Here is a 17,156-nt window from a genome sequence, read left to right as displayed (position 1 = left end):
AGGAAACAAGGGAGTCTCCGATGAATCCTGAGCTGTTGCGCAAGTACTTCGACAAGCATCAGGTGAGCCGTCGCGATGCCATGAAGCTGGCGGGCACCGCCGGTGCGGCGGGCGCCGCCGCGTGGGCCGGCCTCTCCGCGTCCGGCACCGCAGGGGCCGCCGAACGCCCGGCTGAACGCCCGAAGAAGGACGACTACAGCGACGAGTGGTTCGACTACTCGGACCCGGACAACCTGTCCGACTGGGCGCCCAGCAGGTACGGTGCGGACGACCAGCGTGGCACCTTCAACGAGGTCGACTCGGCGAAGACCGCGGCGGCCCTGGGTCTGCTGAAGAGGCACCTGCCGGTGAGGACCTACAACATGGGCGAGCTGATGTTCAACGGCTTCCCCGCGTTCAAGACCGACCCGCCGCGCACCCTCGAGCAACGGCTGAGCATCTCCGGCTACCCGGTGCCGCCGAACTTCAGGGACGAAGGCGGCATCGTCACCTCCGAGGAGCCGCTCGCCGAGAACAAGGTGAGCATCCACGAGGAGCGGTTCCTCGGCAAGAAGTACGAGATCCACCCGGAGCCGACGTCCACGACGTACCAGATCGCCACGCAGGTCGACAACCTGAACCACCTCGGTGCCGACGACTACTTCTACAACGGCAACCGCGGCCGCGACATCGCGAAGGGCTGGGGCACGACGAAGCTCGGCAACGAGCACATGGGCCCGATCGTCACCCGTGGTGTGCTGCTCGACATCCTCGGCGTGAAGATCGCGAACGGTGACGACGGCGACCTGGCCGAGCCGGCGTCCAACGGCAAGCCGCTGCTCAAGGAGAACTACCGGATCACCCTCGAGGACATCAAGGCAGCCATGGACATGGGCGGCATCGACGAGATCCTGCCCGGCGACGTGGTGCTGTTCCGCACCGGCTGGAACCAGCTGCTGGCCGAGCGGGACCCGAAGGACATCGAGCGGTGGGAGGCGTCCAAGGGCCTGCCAGGGCCGTACCTGCGGGAAGCCAGGTGGCTGGGTGAGCGGCGACCGGCGATCGTCGGCAGCGACAGCTGGGCGCTCGAGGTGGTCGGCAACGACGTCAACAACGACGGTTCCGCCTTCCCTGTGCACCAGGAGCTGTTGATGCGTTACGGGGTCAGGATCGGGGAGTCGATGGTCTCGGACGGACTCGCCGACGACGAGGTGTACGAGTTCGTCTACATCGTCACGCCGCAGTACGCGGAAGGCGCGACCGCGGGCAACACACCTCCCGCTGCGCTTGCGCAGCCCCGTGGTCTCTGACAGAGGAGTTGAGACACGTGAACGTCATGGTGGTAGGGCTCCTGGCGATCGTCGGCTACTTCATCGTGGTGGCGATCTGGATGAAACGGCAGGAGCGGTACCTGCCCACGGCGAGTGACAACGGCGCGCAGGACAAGACCGGAGGTACGTCATGAGTGTCGTGGTGTGGGGTTGGATCTTCCTCGTCGGCTACACGGCGATGATGCTTGCGCTTGGCGTGGTCGGGATGCGTCGGACGAAGAGCTCCGACGACTTCGCGACGGCGCGCGGAGCGTACGGGGGTCTGGTACTCGGGCTGAGCTACATGGCCATGGTGGCGAGCGGCTCGACCTTCCTCGGGATTCCCGGCCTCGCCTACGAGTCCGGCTTCAAGGCCGGGTACTACCCGATGCTGTACCCGATCGGCATCTACCTGGGCACGATGCTCGTCGTGCGGCACATGAAACGGCTCGGTGACCGGCTGCACTCGCAGACGGTGCCGGACTTCCTCGGTGACATCTACCGCAGCCCGGTGCTGCGTGCCATCGCCGCGCTCATCTCGCTGTTCCTCATCTACTACGTGATGGCGCAGCTCGCCGCCTCCGGGCAGATGTTCGAGACCATCCTCGGCATCCCGTACAACGTCGGGGTCTGGGTGGCGATCGGCATCGTCATGGTCTACATGATCATGGGCGGCAGCCACAGCGACATCATCACCGACGCGATCCAGGGCCTGTTCATGCTGGTGGTCGCCGCGTTCGTGATCGTGGCGTTCCTCGTCGGCGCGGGTGTCGAGGGCTTCGGCCCGGCCGCCGTCAACGACGCGCTGCCGGCGAAGATGCAGTGGGACGTGCACACCGACCCGGCCAACCCGACGTTCTCGTCGTGGTGGGTGATCGTGCTGCTGCTCATCGCGCACTTCGGCTTCTTCACGCTGCCGCACCTGGGCAACAAGTTCTTCGCCCTGCGCGGCACGGGGCAGGCGCGCAAGTTCGTGCTGATGTCGAGCATCGTCGGCCTCGCCGTCGGGTTTCTGTTCCTCGGCGGTGTGCTCGGCAGGGCCATGGGCATCGAGGACATCCACCCCGATGCCGTGATCCCGAGCATGCTGACGGCACTGTTGCCGGCGTGGACGGCGGCGCTGCTGAGTGTCGCGGTGTTGTCGGCGATCATCTCCACGACGGACGGGCTGTTGATGAGCATCTCGCAGCTCGCCGCCAACGACCTCTACCGCAAGACGTGGATACCGTGGCGGGGCAAGGACCCGGAGTCGCCTCAGGTGGACAAGCGGGCGCTGCTGATCGGCCGGATCGGCATCGTGGTCGCCGGTGTCGTCGCGGGGATCGCGGTGTACTCGCCGCCCGAGCTGCTGTCGATCCTGCTGTGGGTCGGCATCGGCGGCATCATCGCCACCCTCAGCGGGCCGATGTTCCTGGCGATCTTCTGGCGTCGCCGCGCGAACAAGACCGGCGCCATCGCCGGTGGGTTGTTGACGTTCGCGTTCTACTTCTTCATCCACCTGGGTCCGCAGTTCGGCATGTACGAAGGGTTCTACCCGTTCAACCAGAACCCGTTCGCGTCCACCGGTGTCGCGTGCATCCTCGGCATCGTGCTGTGTGCGGGCATCAGCCTGCTCGGCAAGCCGTTGCCCGCGGATCACCTGGCGATGCTCGACCAGGCGGAGAGCGGCGACGAGCGGGACGGTGCGGCCGGCGACGCGGCCCACCGGGCGAAGGCGGGCTGACGATGTCGGGCGTGCAGGTCATCGCGGCCGCGTTGGGCGACCAGAAGGTGAGCCGGTTGGTCGCCCGGCGCGACGTGCTGCCGGCAGTGCGACATCTGCTGCGCATCGCACCACCGCGTCCGGTGCCGACGGGACGCGCGTACTGGCCGATCGTCATGATCAAGGGCGAAGCCTCGGTCAAGTTGCCGTTCCGCCGCATCGACGGCATCCGGGTCGCCGGTGCCGTCGATGCGGTGACCGGCCGCGGTGGTCTCGTCGACGTCAAGCTGCCCGGCCTGGAGGAACGGGAGGTCGGCGACGAGGTCGTCATCGGGGAGCGCTACGGCGAGGACGAGGTGCGCAAGCGCTGGCGTGAGTTCTTCCGCAACTACGTGGTGCGGAAGTACCGGCCGACGGAGATCGAGCGGCTGGACGTCGTCGACTTCCAGCCGTGCTACCTGCCGTACCGCGTCGTCGAGGACGGCGGCCGGCGGTATCTCGTGGACGAGCTGATGAAACGGGTCGACCCGCTCGACCTGTTGCCGGGCGGCGTGGACTCGTACTTCGAGGACAGGCCGCTAGTGAGCAGCCATGGTAGGGCTCAGCCTGCGTAGCACCGGGCTCGGCAGATAGGGCGCCGGGTGGATGCGGATCTTCGCATCCACCACGGCGACCCCGTGCTCGTACGCGATGACCGGGTTGAGGTCGATCTCCGCGATCTGCGGTAGTTCGTCGGCGAGCCGGCTCAGCCGCAGCAGCAGGTCTTCGAGCGCGGGCACGTCCGCGGGTGCTGCACCGCGGTAGCCGAAGAGCAGTGGCGAGCCGCGCAGCGAGCGGACCGTCTCCGCTGCGCCCGCGTCGGTCAGCGGGGTCAGCCGGAACACCCGGTCGGCGAGCAGCTCGGTGGCTGTACCACCGAGCCCGAACATCAGCAGCGGGCCGAAGATCGGGTCCTGGCTGACGCCGATGATGAGCTCGGTGCCGCCCTTCACCTGGCGCTGGACCAGCACCAGCGGCGCGTCTCGTTGGGTGTCCGCGGCCGCCATGTCCTCGTACGCGGACCGCACCTCGTCCGTCGTATCGAGGTCGAGCCGCACACCGCCGACGTCGCTCTTGTGCACGAGGTCGGGATCAGCGAGCTTGAGCACGACAGGGAACCCGGCCAGGCTCGCCGCTTCCACGGCAGCTTCCGCGCCGGCTGCGCTCGTCGCCGGCACGACAGAGATGCCGTAGTGCCCGAGCAGTTCGCTGGTGGTGTCGGAGTCGAGCCGGCGCCCGCCTGGATGCGCCTCGAGCTGCGCGGCCACCAGGTCACGTGCGTCCTGGGTACGGACGTGCTCGAGCTGCGGCACGTCACCGCGCGCGGCGGCGCGCCAGTCGACGTAGGCCAGGATCGGTTGCAGCGCCTGGGCGACGTCCTCGGGGAAGCTGAACACCGGCACCATGGAGTCCCCGCACGCGATCGGCTCCCTGCCGGTGCGCTCGCCGAGCATCACCGCGAGCGTGGTCTTCCCGGCCAGCGCGGTGCTTGCCCGCACGACGGCCGCGAAGTCGTCGTCGCCGAAGCCGGCCACCGGCGTGTGCACGGCGACCACGACGTGCACACCGCGATCGTGTGCCACCGCGTCGAGCGCCTCGGCAAACTGCTCCGTCGTGACGCCCGCGCCCAGGTCCACCGGGTTGCTCGCGGACGCGACGCCGGGCACCGCGGTGCGGATCGCCGAGGTGACGCCCTCGTCGAGCTCGGCGAGGTCGATGCCGGCCTCGGCGCAGGCGTCCGCGGCGAGCACCCCTGGGCCGCCGCCGTTGCCTACGATGGCCACCCGGCGGCCCTGTGGCAGCGGCTGGTGGCTCAGCACCCCGGTGATGTGCAGGAACTGTTCGAGCGAGTGCGCGCGGACCACACCGCACTGGCCGAACAGCGCGTCCACGGCGAAGCTCGACGTCACCGCCGCCGCGGTGTGCCCGCTCGCGGCGCGGCGGCCGGCCTTGCTCGCACCCCCGACCAGCGCGACGATCGGCTTCCGCACGCTCACCATCCGGGCCAGCCGGGAGAACTTCCGCGGGTTGCCGAACGACTCCAGGTAGAGCGCGATGACCTGGGTGCGCTCGTCGCTGCCGTAGTACATCAGCATGTCGTTGCCGCTGATGTCCGCCTTGTTGCCCGCGGAGACGAAGCTGGACAGGCCGATGCCGAGCTCGGTCGCACGGCGTAGCGCGGCGATCCCCACCGCACCCGACTGGGTCATCATGCCCACGCAACCGGGCAACACCGACGTGGTCGCGAACGTCGCGTCCATCCGCACCTCGGGGTCGGTGTTGGCGATGCCGAGGCAGTTCGGGCCGATCACCCGCATGTCGCCGCGCCGCGCTGCACGCAGCACGTCGTCCTGGAGCGCCCGGCCGGCGGGGTCGGTCTCCGCGAACCCGGATGACAGGATGACGATGCCCTTGACCCGCTTGGTGGCGCACTCCTGGACGACGCCGGGCACCGCGGGTGCGGGCACGGCGACGACCGCCAGGTCGACGGTTTCGGGAACGTCGAGGATCGAGGCGTACGCCGGCCGCCCGAGGATCTCGCCGGCGGCGGGGTTGACCGGGTGCACCGGACCGGGGAAACCGCTGTCCAGCAGGTTCTGCATCACGACGTGTCCCGGGGCGCCGGGCTTCCTGCTCGCGCCGATGACGGCGACCGACGCCGGCGCGAGCAGGGCGCGGATCGACGCCGCGTCGGTCTCGCCCTCCCGGGTGGCGATCGCGTCGAGCAGCTGCTCGGTGAGGTACACGGGGAAGCGCAGCTCGACGGTGTCGTAGTCGCGCACCGTCGTGGTGGAGAAGCCGGACGCCTTGATGACGTCGATCATCGCCCGGTTGTCCGCGAGCACGTTCGCGACGAGCTCGGTAACCCCGGAACGCTCCGCGCACTCGGCGAGCCGTTCGAGCAGCAGCGTGCCGATGCCCTGCCCGTGCATGTCGTCGGCGACGGCGAACGCGACCTCGGCCGTCTTGTCGTCGATGCTCGTGCAGTTGCCGAGCCCGACGACCCGGTCGTGCAGGGACACCACGAAGGCGACCGCCTGCTGGCGGGCGGTGCCGGCGATGAGCCGGTCGACGAAGTCCACGGCGCTGTGCTCGCCGAGACTGAAGAAGCGCAGGTACCTGCTTTGGTCGGAGAGGCTGCGGTGCAGCTCGATCAGCGCGTCGCGGTCGGTCTCGCGCACCAGCCGGACGCTGGCGATCGCGCCGTGCCGCAACAGCACGTCGTCCTCGGTGGTCGGCCACTGCGTCAGCGTGGGCATGGTCGTGGGCCTCCTGGTCGCGCCGTCCACCTGCCTGCCTCTGACGCTAGTCTCACCCGGGCTATGCGGCCAGCAGTGCCAGGTGCGAGTCGAAGGTGGCGAGTGCTTCCGCAGGGGAGTAGAAGCCGGTGAGCACCTGCACGCCGAGGCCGTCCACCAGCGCGAGCAGGCCGGTCGCGATGTGCGCAGCGTCGACGCCGGCACGTAGCTCGCCGGCGTCCTGGGCGGCCCGGATCTGTTCCGCCAGGGCGGCCCGCTGCACCGTGAGGTCGCGCCGCAGCGCGTCCGCCACCGCGGGCCTGGCGGCGGCGTACGCGTAGAACCCGAGAGCGACGTGCCCTTCGATCCGCCGCTGCTCGTCGAGCGGCAGCAGCTGCGCGAGCAGCACCCGGATCGCGGCGACCGCTGACTCCGGCGTCCCGGCCTCGTCCGCGGCCAGCCGGGCCTGGACGTTCTCGCTCACCACCTGCACGGCGAACGTCATCATCTCGTCCTTCGTGCGGAAGTAGTGCTGCACCATGCCGGCGGACACCCCGGCCTCCGCGGCGACGTGCCGCAGGCTGACCGCCTCGATGCCACGCTCCGCGGCCACCCGCATGAGCGCGTCGGCGATGAGGGTGCGGCGGGCGCGGTGGTCCACTCGTTTCGGCACGTCCGCATGGTTTCACGATGCATCTGCATTGACAACTGCCCTTGAGTGTTTTACGTTGCAGTTGCAATGTAAAACTTTGGGGCGGAGATGGTGACGACAACGCAGCGCGACGGCGTCGAGGGTGCCAGGCGCCTCGCCCTCCGGGCGTGGCGGTTCGAGCTCGGCACCTGGCGCAGCCTCGCCAGGTGGCTGGCCAGGCGGCCGGCCGTCGCGAAGGACGGCGTCGCGCTCGGCTACCGCGGGCCGATGGTGCTGCCGATCACCGTGTTCCTCGTGCTCTCCACGCTCGAGGTCGTGGTGGTGGACGTCGCCGTGCCGTGGCCGTGGGCCTGGCTGCGTTTCCTGGTGCTCGGCGCCGGAGTGTGGGGAGCGGTGCTGATGCTCGGCATGCTGGCAGCGGTCAGCGTGTACCCGCACGTCGTGGAGCCGGCCGGCGTACGGGTGCGCCACGGCGCCACGTTCGAGCTGTTCCTGCCCCGCGACGCGATCGCCACGGCGCGCGCCGTGCGAGGCACCCGCGACGGCCGCTCGGTGCAGGTGGTCGGGGAGTGCCTGTACGTGGTGGCCACCAGCCAGTACGCCGTGGAGCTCGCCCTCACCCGCCCGGTGCCCGTCCGGCTGCCCCGCGGCGGCGTGGCCGAGGTGACGGCCGTCCGCCTGCACGCCGACGACCCCGGCGCCCTGCTGGCGGCCGTCCGCGCAACCTAGGTGTACTGGCCACGAGCGTTGTTGACAGTGGCTGTGGGCAGGAACGCGGTCTGGCGAGGAGGTGATGCCAGGCGACACGATGCTGTCAGATCGCCCATGTGGAGCCCCTTAGCGCAGCGCCTGCGCTCCTATGACGGACAGCAGCTGCAGCTTTTCGTAGCTCGCACTGCCGGGAACGGCGGTGTAGACGAGCAGGAAATGCGACTGGTTCGGATCGAGCAGCGTCTGGCAGGTCAGCTCCAATGCGCCGAGCTCGGGGTGGATGAAGTGTTTCACCTCGTTGGGGCGAATGCCGATCTCGTGGTCGTTCCACACCCGCCGGAACTCTTCGCTTCGAGCGAGCAGCAGGTCGGCGTAGTGGGCCGCGCGGGAATCAGGCCCCCGCAGCGTGGCCACCCCGCGGAGGCCCGAGACGAACATGCGGGTGAGGAACGGATGGTCGTCGTGGGCGTAGAGCTGTCGCGTGGCGGGGTCGGTGAACCATCGGTAGCCGATGCTGCGGGCCGGGCCGCTGTAGGCGGTCAGGTCGCCGGTGAGCGCGATGCCGAGCGGGGTCTGCCGCAGCGTCTCGCCGAGCTCGGTGACGATCTCCGCGGGAGTGTCGTGCATGCGGTCGAGGATGCGCAGCAGGCCGGGGCTGATGTGTTCGCTGTCCGCGCCCCGCGTGGGTGGTGTGTGTCCGGCGAGCCGGAACAGGTGGTCGCGCTCATCGAGGGAGAGGTGGAGTCCTTGCGCGATGGAGGCGATCATCTGCTCGGATGGCTGGGGTCCGCGCTCCCGCTCCAGCCGCGTGTAGTAGTCGGTCGACATATGGCAGAGGGAAGCCACTTCCTCCCGCCGTAGCCCGCTTGTCCTGCGGCGTCGTCCGCGCGGGAGGCCGACGTCCTCGGGTTGCAGCGACTCCCGGCGGCGCCGGAGGAACTCCGCCAGTCCGGTCCGATCGATCACCGTGTGCGCCTCCGTCACCGTGCCTCCTTCGATGCTCATTTCTACCGCCCGCGCATCTCGACATCCACGGATTGTCGATCCCCCTTCCCGAGTTGCGGCCGCTACGGCCGGAGTCTGGCCTTCCTGATCAGTGGATCGAGCAGCCCTGAATCACGCCGCCGTCTTCCGCGACGGTGGAGGCAACGACACAACTTCCAGGAGTGGGCACATGCCACGCAAACCCATGGACGTCACCGTCCCCGACCTGTCCGGTAGGCGCGCCGTCGTCACTGGAGCAAGCGACGGCATCGGGCTCGGCCTCGCGACGAGGCTCGCCGCGGTCGGGTCCGAAGTGCTCCTGCCGGTTCGCAATCCACGCAAGGGCCAGGCCGCGATCACCACGATCCGTCAGACGACCCCCCACGCGAACGTGTCGCTCCGCGAGCTCGACCTGTCCTCGCTCGACTCCGTCGCGGCCCTCGGCAAGACCCTGCGCGAGGAGGGCCGACCGATCCACCTCCTCATCAACAACGCCGGCGTCATGACCCCGCCCGACCGGCAGACGACCGCCGACGGGTTCGAGCTTCAGTTCGGCACCAACCACCTCGGCCACTTCGCCCTGGTGGCCCACCTGCTGCCGCTGCTGCGCGCCGGCCATGCACGCGTGACCTCGCAGGTCAGCGTCGCGGCGAATCAGGGCGCCATCAACTGGGACGACCTGAGCTGGGAACGCTCCTACGATGGCATGAAGGCCTACAGCCAGTCGAAGATCGCTTTCGGGCTCTTCGGCCTCGAACTCGACCGGCGCAGCCAGGCCAAGGGTTGGGACATCACGAGCAACCTCTCCCATCCCGGGGTCGCTCCGACGAACCTGCTCGCCGCGCGCCCCGAGGTCGGACGGGACCAGGACACCAGGAGCGTGCGCATGATCCGGGCTCTGTCCGCCCGCGGCATCCTCGTCGGGACAGCCCAAACGGCGCAACTTCCCGCCCTCTACGCCGCTACCTCCCCCGACGCTCAGCGTGGCGGGTTCTATGGGCCGCGCGGGCTCGGGCACATGGGCGGCCCTCCCGGAGAGCAGAAGCTCTACTCCCGCCTTCGCAGCACCGAGGAGGCCCAGCGCATCTGGCAGATCTCCGAAGAGCTCACGAAGGTTCCCTTCCCCAACAGCTGAGGAGCTCGACGCTTCTTCGTCCGCGGTCGCCGCCTTCCTGGCCTCGGCATTCGTATGTCCCACGGACGGCCTCGCCGGCGTGTCCCAAGACAGCGACCTTGCTCGCGCCGCCCACCGGCCAAGTCATCCGCCGCTACGAACGATCACGCCCCGGCGAGGGGCAACCAGCCATCAGCCGCGTCAACAACCCTGCGGATCAATACAACTAGGGTTGGCCGTACCCGCCGCCGCCGGCGGTCTGGATGTGTACGCGGTCGCCAGCCGTGAGCTTCAGCCGCGACATGGCTTCCAGCTGCACCTCGTCGCCGGCGAGGACGGCGCGCACGGTTGCCGGCCGGCCGGGTTCGCCGCCGTCCAGGCCCCAGGGGCGCCGGTCCACCCTGGCGGTGGCCACCACGGCGACCGCCTCACCCGCGGTGAGCTCGAGCTCCCTGACCAGCCCCGCGCCGCCGCAGTGCCGGCCCGCCCCGCCGGTGTCCCTGGCGACCGCATACCTCCGCACGAGCAACGGGTACTCCCGCTCGATGACCTCGCACGGGGTGTTCCTCGTGTTGGTCATGTGCGTGTGCACCGCGTCGGCGCCGTCGAGCAACGGATGCGCACCCTGCCCGCCGCCGTACGTCTCCACGTACGAGAAGTACTGCCCGGTCTCCGGATGCAGGCCGCCGACCGTGACGATGCTCATGCTGCCGCTGCTCGCCGCAGGCACCCGCTCAGGCGCGAACGTCTGGAACGCGCCGAGCACGGCGTCCACGATGCGTTGCGCCGTCTGGGTGTTGCCGTTCGCGACCGGTGCAGGGAACCGCGCGGACACCACGCTGCCCGGGCGCGTGTCGACGCTGATCGGGCGCATCAGCCCGGCGTTCGACGGCAGCGTCGGGTCGGTCAGCATCTTCACCACGTACGCGATGCAGCCCTGCGTGATGGCGGACGAGCAGTTCACCGCACCTTCGACCTGGTCGGCGGATGCGGTGAGGTCGACGGCGAGCTCGCTGCCGTACTTGCGCACGGTCGCCGCGATGGGGATGTCCGCCGGCCGGGTGCCGGTGTGCTCGAGGAAGTCGGTGAACGAGCCGGTGCCGTCTGGCAGCTCGGCGAGCGCGGCCCGGGTGCGCCGCTCGGCGTACTCGACGAGCGCGAGGCACGCATCCTGCAGGCCGTCGACGCCCCACTCGGCCACCAGCTCGCGGATCCGGCGGGCGCCGAGCTCGTTCGCGGCGACCTGGGCCATCAGGTCGCCGCGGGTCTTCTCGTGCGTCCGCACGTTGGCCATCAACAGCTGCAGCACGTCGGTGCGCAGCCGGCCGCGGGTGATCAGCCGCATCGGCGGGATCCTGATGCCCTCGGCGAAGATCTCCGTCGCGTCGGCGGCCATCGACCCCGGCGTGCTGCCGCCCACGTCGACGTGGTGCGCCATGTTCGCGAGCAGCGCCACCAGCTCGTCGCCGTCGTGCACCGGGGTGATGACGCAGGTGTCCGGCAGGTGCGAGCCGCCGATGTACGGGTTGTTCGTGATGAGCACGTCACCCGGCCGCAGCTGCGCCGTGCCGACCTCGGCGACCGCCGCCTTGATCATCGACGGCATCAGGCCGAGGTGGAGCGGGATGTGCTCGGCCTGCGCGATCAGCTCGCCGTCGGGGGCGTAGATGCCGGCGGAGCAGTCGCGCCTGTCCTTGATGTTCGGCGAGTACGAGGTGCGGATGAGCGCCATGCCGACCTCTTCCGCGACCGACTCCAGTCGGTGCCTGGCGACCTCGAGCGCCACCGGGTCCAGTCGGGTGTCTCCGTTCATCGTGCTCCCTCCGCCTCGATCCGGAGGAACCCCTCCGCGTCGGCGGTGCATAGTTGTCCGGCCGCGACGACGACCGTGCTGTCCAGTTGTTCCACGATGAGCGGGCCGGCCATCGGTTGGTCCGCCGGCAGTGCGTCGCGGCGGTAGACCGGCGTCTCGTGCCACGCACCTGCGATGTACGCGGTGCGGTGGGCGACCGGGGTGGGCATGGCCGATGGGGCGGTGCGCTCCTGAGTGGTGCTCTCCGCCATCGGCGCGGTCGCGGTGACGCGGACGGCGACGATCTCCAGCGTGGCGTCGTCGTCGGCGAAGCCGTACCGCTCCAGGTGTGCGGCGTCGAACGCCGTGCGCAGCGCGTCGAAGTCGGCGCGCCAGTCGATGGTGAGCTCGTAGCTCTGGCCGAGGTAGCGCGCGTCGACGCCACGCCACAGGTCGACCTCGGTCGCGGGGAGGTCTTCCGCGTCCGTCATGAATGCAAGCGCGTCCGCGGCCAGCGCGTCGAGCACCTTGCCGGTGTCGGGCAGGTCGGCCGCGGAACGCGCGGTCGCTGCGGCGGCGAAGTCGTGCCGGATCGGCGCGTCGAGCATGCCGACGGCGGACGCGATGCCGGGATGCGGGGGTACGACCACCGCACGCATGCCCAGCTCGTGCAACAGCTCGGCGCCGTGCAGCGGCCCGGCGCCGCCGAACGCGATCAGCGTGCAGTCGCGGACGTCCACGCCGCGTTCCACGCTCACGGCGCGGATGCCGCGTGCGATGGTCGCGTTCGCGACCCGGAGCACCCCGGCCGCGGTCTCCTCGGTCGGCAGGCCGAGAGCGTCGGCGAGCAGCGCCAGCTGCGTACGCGCCGCCTCCGCATCGAGGCTCAGCTCGCCGTCGAGGAGGTCGGTGCCCAGCCGGCCGAGCAGCAGGTGCGCGTCGGTCACCGTCGTGCGGTCGCCGCCGCGGCCGTACGACACCGGCCCGGGATCGGCGCCGGCCGACTGCGGCCCGACGCGCAGCCCGCCGCCGGCGTCGCGCCACGCGATCGAGCCGCCGCCGGCGCCGATGGTGTGCACGTCCACAGCGGGCATCCGCATGGGGAAGCCGTCGATCTCCGCGGACGTCACCTCGTCCGGCTTGCCGTCCCTGATCAACGCGATGTCCGTGCTGGTGCCGCCGATGTCCAGGCTGACCGCCTTCTGCAGGCCGAGGTCGTGCGCCCACCGCGCGGCGCCGATCACCCCGCCGGCGAGCCCGGAGAGGATGGTGCGCACGCTCTGCCGGCGCACCGCAGACGCGTTCATCAGACCACCGTTGGACTGCATGATCCACAGGCCGCCGGCGAGCCCGTCCTCGGCCAGCCGCGACTCCAGCCGGCCGACGTAGCCGGCGACCACCGGCTCGACGTACCCGTTCAGTACGGCGGTGGAGATCCGCTCGTACTCGCGCATCTCGGCGGCGACGTCGGTCGCGGCGAAGACGACCGGCGCGGCCCCGGCGTCGCCGAGCAGGCGCGCGCACTCGCGCTCGTGGTCCGGGTTCACGTAGCTGTTCAGCAGCGCGACGACGACCACGTCAGGCGCCTCGGCCTTGATCGAGGTGGTGAGCGCGTGGACGTCGGTGGCCGGCAGTGGTGTGCGCACGCTGCCGTCGGCGAGCACCCGCTCGTCCACCTCCCAGGTGCGTTCCGGCGGCACCAGCGGTGCCGGGTGCCTGGCCAGTGGGTCGTACAGCGAGGGCCGCGTCTGGTAGCCGATGGTGAGCACGTCGCGGAAGCCGGCCGTGGTGACCAGGCCGACGCGCGCGCCGCCGCGGGTGAGCAACGCGTTCGTCGCGACGGTCGTGCCGTGCACCAGCCTGCTGACCGCGGTCTCCGGTACGCCCGTCGTCGTGCACGCCTTGCGCAGCCCGGCGAGCACCGCGTCGTCGGGTGCGGACGGCCGGGACGGCACCTTCTGCACGGTCACCCGGCCGTCGGCGCTGCGCAGCGCCACGTCGGTGAAGGTTCCGCCGGTGTCGATCGCGACCCTTGCCTGGTCAGTGGTTTCTGTCATCTGCTTCCTTGGTCGACGGGCATGACGTCTTTCAGGATGTTCCTGCTCTTGGTCTCCGGCAGCGACCACACCGTCACGATGCCGAGTGCGGCGGCGACGAACCCGACCCACGCGATCGCGTGGCCGAAACCGGTCTCTGCCGCCAGGACCCCGATGGTCAACGGTCCGAAACCGGCGACGCCGCGGCCGACGTTGTACGCGAAGCCCTGTCCGCTCGCGCGCACGTCGGTGGGGAAGAGCTCGGCCAGGTACGCGCCCATGCCGCCGGCCTGGCCGGACGCGAAGAAGCCGAGCAGGAAGCTGATCAGGTACCCCAGCTCAGGGCGCACGACGGGCGTGAAGACGAACAGCGCGATCGCGCCCGCGGAGCCGATGAAGAACACCGTGAACGTGGGTCGGCGGCCGAGCGCGTCGTGCACGAAGCCGGAAGCCACGTAGCCGATGAACGAGCCGACGATCACCACCCAGGTGTAGGTGGCGGTGCCGATGACCGTCAGGTCGCGCTCCGTACGCAGGAACAGCGGCATGAAGACGAACACCGAGTAGTAGATGCCCTGGATGCCGAGGCCGACACCGGTCGCGAGCAGCGTGGTCTTCAGGTTCCGCCGCTGGAACAGCTGGCCGAACGGCTCCTTCCGCTTGGCCGTCACCTGCACCCGGTCGCGGGTGGTGCGCCTGATGACGAACGCGGCGACGGCCGGCACGACGCCCACCAGGAACAGGTACCGCCAGGCGACGTCCTCAGGCGCGAACGAGAACACGACCAGGTAGAGCCCGGTGGAGATCGCCCAGCCGATCGCGTAACAGCTCTGTACGAACGCGAGCACCCGGCCGCGGCGCTTCGGCGCCGCGTACTCGGCGATGAGGGCGGCGCCGACCGCCCACTCGCCGCCGAAGGCGAAGCCCTCGAGGACCCGCCAGATGGCGAACTGGGTGACGTCCTGCGCCGTCGCGGTGAAGCGCGGTGAAGACGCAGTAGCCGACGATCACCCAGGTCAGCACCCGCACCCGGCCGAACCGGTCGGCGAGCGAGCCACAGGCGACACCGCCGATCGCGGAGGCCCCGATGCTCACCGCGGTGATCCAGCCGGAGGCGCCCTCGGAGATGCCCAGCACGGGCATGACGGCGGTGAGCGCGAACGCGTACATCGTCCAGGTGAGGCCGTCCAGCCCCCAGCCGATGCCGGCGGCCGCCAACGCCCTGCGCGCGTCCTTCGCGGTGACATCCTGCGCCGTGACCTGTTGTTCTGTCATGCGTACCGACCTCCGCAGGCTGCAGACCCCCGCACCCGGCGTTGGTATACGAGCAATATTCAAAGAGGATCGTACCGTATGCCGCGCGGCTGTCGATCCGGCCGGAGCCGTTCGGGTAAGAGGTGAGATCGGAACGACGAGGGGAGTGCACGTGTCATTCACCGATGCCGAGGTGGCGTACCTGCGGTCGCAGCCGCTCGCGCGGATCGCCACCCAGGCCGACGGGCAGCCGGACGCGGTGCCGGTCGCGTTGGAGTTCGACGGCGCGGACTTCTGGGTCGGCGGCTCCGGGTGCTGCGCACCAGGAAGTTCCGCAACATCGCCGCCGGCAACGAGCTGGTCGCCCTCGTGATCGACGACCTGGTCTCGTTCGACCCGTTCGTCGTGCGGGGCATCCGGATCTACGGCCGCGCGCAGCCGCCGGTGGAACGGGTGGGCATGGTCGGTCCCGGGTTCTACGCTCGGATCACGCCGACCGTCTCGTGGAGCTGGAACCTCGCCGGCGAGCCGGCCGGCGACCAGTGGTACGACATGCCCCGCACGGTCCACGGGTAGAACGGGAGACGCCATGGCCGGCCGCACCGACGACGAGCGCGAGATCCGTACCCTGATCGAACGGTGGGCGGGTGCCGTCCACGCGGGAGACCTGGTCACCGTGCTCGCCGACCACGCCGACGACATCGTCATGTATGACGTGCCGCCGCCGTACCAGGGTGTGCGCGGCATCGACGCGTACCGCGCGACCTGGCCGCCGTTCTTCGAGTGGCAGGCGCAGGGCTCCTCGTTCGACCTCGAGAGCCTGGACGTCACCGCGGGCAGCGATGTGGCGTTCGCGCACGCGCTGCTGCGCTGCGGCACGGCGGACGACTTCGCCGCGAAACCGGCGAACCGGCTCCGGCTGACCATCGGCCTGCGCAAGGTGGACGGCCGCTGGCAGGTCACGCACGAGCACCACTCGTTCCCGCACGACGACTAGGGCACGCTACGTCCGGCGACCTCGTCGTACGAGGGCACGTCCGTGACCTGGCCGCTGGCCAGGATCGCCGCGGCGGCGTCGGTGGTCGCCTTGAGCGCCGCGCGGAACAGCAGCGAGCCGGTGCTCACCCGGCGGACGCCGAGCGCCCGCAGCCGGCCGAGCGGCAGCTGGCTCAGCAGGTTGAGCGGCACCGGCAGGGCCTCGACGAGCCTGCCGATCTCGGGCTCGTCGGTGAGCCCGGGCACGAAGACGCCGTCGGCGCCGGCGTCCACGTAGCGCGCAGCGCGGGGCCTTGTCTCCTCCAGGTCGATGCCCTGCCAGTGGGTGTCGACCCGGGCGTTGACGAACAGCTCGGGCGCGGCCGCCTTCACCCGGCCGACGAGCTGCGCGTGGTCCGCCGCGAGCGCGAGGCCGTCCGGCCGGCCGTCCTCGAGGTTGATGCCGGCGACGCCGAGGGCGGACAGCTCGGCCGCCAGCTCGGCCGGGTCGGCCCCGAGCCCGTACTCGACGTCGACGGTGACCGGCACCGGTAGCGCCACCAGCCGCCGGGCGAGCGCCACGGTCTCCGCGCGGGTCCTGCCTGCCCCGTCCGGGAGGCCGTGCGCCGCCGCGACGCCGAGGCTGGTCGTGGCGACCGCACCGAAGCCGGCGGCCACCAGTGCGGCGGCCGACGCCACGTCCCAGGCGTTCGGCAGCACCAGCGGCTCGGGTCCTTGGTGCATGCGGTGGAAGAGCCGTGCGCCTTCCACCATCGCCTCGGCGTGGGCCTGCGCCGGACAGGCGTGCCGGCCCGCCCCGAACGGGTGGTCGGTGAGGTCGACGGCGAGCTCGGTGCCGTCGGGTGCGACCCGGCGGGTGGTCGGCACCGGCGGCCGCCGGCCGGCGAGCAGCGCGTCGGTGGGGCCGGACGCCTGCACGAGGAGTCCGATCCGCACGGCGGTCGGCTCGTCCCAGCGGCCGCCGGCCGCGGTCACCAACCGGGCGACCGCCTCGTCGGCGGCCGTGGTGACCGGCAGGTGCGGCTGGTAGCAGGAGGCGACCTCGGCCACGTCACCCACCACGGTGCGCGGCAGGCCGAGCGCCTCGGCGAGGTTGGCGACGGGTGCGCCGGGGCGGCGCAGCGCAGCTGGGTCGACCGCGGCGAGCAGCCGCTCCGCGAGCGCGCGGCGCCTGGCGTGCGGCTCGCCCTCGGCGAACCTGGGGACGCTCGCGCGCAGCCAGGCCACGCCCGTGTCCGCCTGCGGCACCGCGGGGACGGTGTAGGTGGGGTCGGTCAGGATCTCCATGCCCTGGACGGTAGGCGGGTAACGCTTCGGTGGACTCCGAAGCGTCCGCGGGGGACGATCT

Annotated in this window: 13 protein-coding genes and 1 pseudogene; 7 read left to right on the top strand and 7 right to left on the bottom strand. The window is 70.6% G+C overall.

Translation table 11 applies throughout. The annotated features are described in order from the left end of the window. Nucleotides 1-20 precede the first annotated feature (20 nt). The 3 genes from GEV07_18235 (at nt 21) to GEV07_18225 (ending at nt 3,605) form a co-directional block, all read left to right on the top strand. Nucleotides 21-1,289 (top strand): cyclase family protein, encoded by a 1,269-nt coding sequence (locus tag GEV07_18235; GenBank protein MQA04564.1) that lies wholly within the window; start codon nt 21-23, stop codon nt 1,287-1,289. 151 nt (nt 1,290-1,440) lie between these two features. Further along, a complete protein-coding gene (locus tag GEV07_18230) occupies nt 1,441-3,012 on the top strand; it encodes a sodium:solute symporter family protein (GenBank protein MQA04563.1) in 1,572 nt (523 codons plus the stop codon). Nucleotides 3,013-3,014: 2 nt separating this feature from the next. Next, nucleotides 3,015-3,605 (top strand): hypothetical protein, encoded by a 591-nt coding sequence (locus tag GEV07_18225; GenBank protein ID MQA04562.1) that lies wholly within the window; start codon nt 3,015-3,017, stop codon nt 3,603-3,605. Here the strand turns inward: GEV07_18225 and GEV07_18220 are convergent. Together GEV07_18220 and GEV07_18215 are read right to left on the bottom strand one after the other, a co-directional pair. Then, the gene (locus GEV07_18220; GenBank protein MQA04561.1) at nt 3,570-6,290 is read right to left on the bottom strand and encodes a GNAT family N-acetyltransferase; all 2,721 of its coding nucleotides are present in this window, start codon (nt 6,288-6,290) and stop codon (nt 3,570-3,572) included. The two genes, GEV07_18225 and GEV07_18220, sit on opposite strands and share 36 nt — an antisense overlap. 61 nt (nt 6,291-6,351) lie before the next feature. Then, nucleotides 6,352-6,942 (bottom strand): TetR family transcriptional regulator, encoded by a 591-nt coding sequence (locus GEV07_18215; GenBank protein MQA04560.1) that lies wholly within the window; start codon nt 6,940-6,942, stop codon nt 6,352-6,354. A gap of 548 nt (nt 6,943-7,490) precedes the next feature. Here GEV07_18215 and GEV07_18210 point away from each other — a divergent pair. Then, nucleotides 7,491-7,715 (top strand): hypothetical protein, encoded by a 225-nt coding sequence (locus GEV07_18210; GenBank protein MQA04559.1) that lies wholly within the window; start codon nt 7,491-7,493, stop codon nt 7,713-7,715. A gap of 43 nt (nt 7,716-7,758) precedes the next feature. Here GEV07_18210 and GEV07_18205 read toward each other — a convergent pair whose 3' ends face one another. Continuing rightward, complete coding sequence (locus GEV07_18205; GenBank protein MQA04558.1) at nt 7,759-8,598, bottom strand: helix-turn-helix domain-containing protein; 840 nt, start codon at nt 8,596-8,598, stop codon at nt 7,759-7,761. Between the two features lie 208 nt (nt 8,599-8,806). Here GEV07_18205 and GEV07_18200 point away from each other — a divergent pair, with 208 nt between their 5' ends. Beyond that, a complete protein-coding gene (locus tag GEV07_18200; GenBank protein MQA04557.1) occupies nt 8,807-9,751 on the top strand; it encodes an SDR family NAD(P)-dependent oxidoreductase in 945 nt (314 codons plus the stop codon). A gap of 205 nt (nt 9,752-9,956) precedes the next feature. Here GEV07_18200 and GEV07_18195 read toward each other — a convergent pair whose 3' ends face one another. From GEV07_18195 to GEV07_18185, 3 genes are read right to left on the bottom strand one after another with little or no spacing between them, the layout of a single operon-like run. Next, nucleotides 9,957-11,543, bottom strand: a complete 1,587-nt coding sequence (locus tag GEV07_18195) for a hydantoinase B/oxoprolinase family protein (GenBank protein MQA04556.1) — start codon at nt 11,541-11,543, stop codon at nt 9,957-9,959. Then, the gene (locus GEV07_18190; protein MQA04555.1) at nt 11,540-13,579 is read right to left on the bottom strand and encodes a hydantoinase/oxoprolinase family protein; all 2,040 of its coding nucleotides are present in this window, start codon (nt 13,577-13,579) and stop codon (nt 11,540-11,542) included. Before GEV07_18190 ends, GEV07_18195 begins: the two co-directional genes overlap by 4 nt. Continuing rightward, on the bottom strand, nt 13,576-14,502 hold the full coding sequence (locus GEV07_18185; protein MQA04554.1) for an MFS transporter: 927 nt from the start codon (nt 14,500-14,502) through the stop codon (nt 13,576-13,578). Before GEV07_18185 ends, GEV07_18190 begins: the two co-directional genes overlap by 4 nt. Before the next feature lie 482 nt (nt 14,503-14,984). Here GEV07_18185 and GEV07_18180 point away from each other — a divergent pair. Both GEV07_18180 and GEV07_18175 read left to right on the top strand, forming a co-directional pair. Beyond that, nucleotides 14,985-15,388: pseudogene (locus tag GEV07_18180) on the top strand (PPOX class F420-dependent oxidoreductase). A gap of 13 nt (nt 15,389-15,401) precedes the next feature. Continuing rightward, nucleotides 15,402-15,809, top strand: a complete 408-nt coding sequence (locus GEV07_18175) for an SgcJ/EcaC family oxidoreductase (protein MQA04553.1) — start codon at nt 15,402-15,404, stop codon at nt 15,807-15,809. Here GEV07_18175 and GEV07_18170 read toward each other — a convergent pair. Further along, complete coding sequence (locus GEV07_18170; protein ID MQA04552.1) at nt 15,806-17,095, bottom strand: isocitrate lyase/phosphoenolpyruvate mutase family protein; 1,290 nt, start codon at nt 17,093-17,095, stop codon at nt 15,806-15,808. The genes GEV07_18175 and GEV07_18170 overlap by 4 nt on opposite strands. Nucleotides 17,096-17,156 lie beyond the last annotated feature (61 nt).

The organism is Streptosporangiales bacterium (genome assembly GCA_009379825.1).
In the GTDB taxonomy this organism is placed as follows: Bacteria; Actinomycetota; Actinomycetes; order Streptosporangiales; family WHST01; genus WHST01.
Note: the sequence above shows the minus strand (reverse complement) of the source record. Positions and strands in the feature narration are given on the sequence as shown.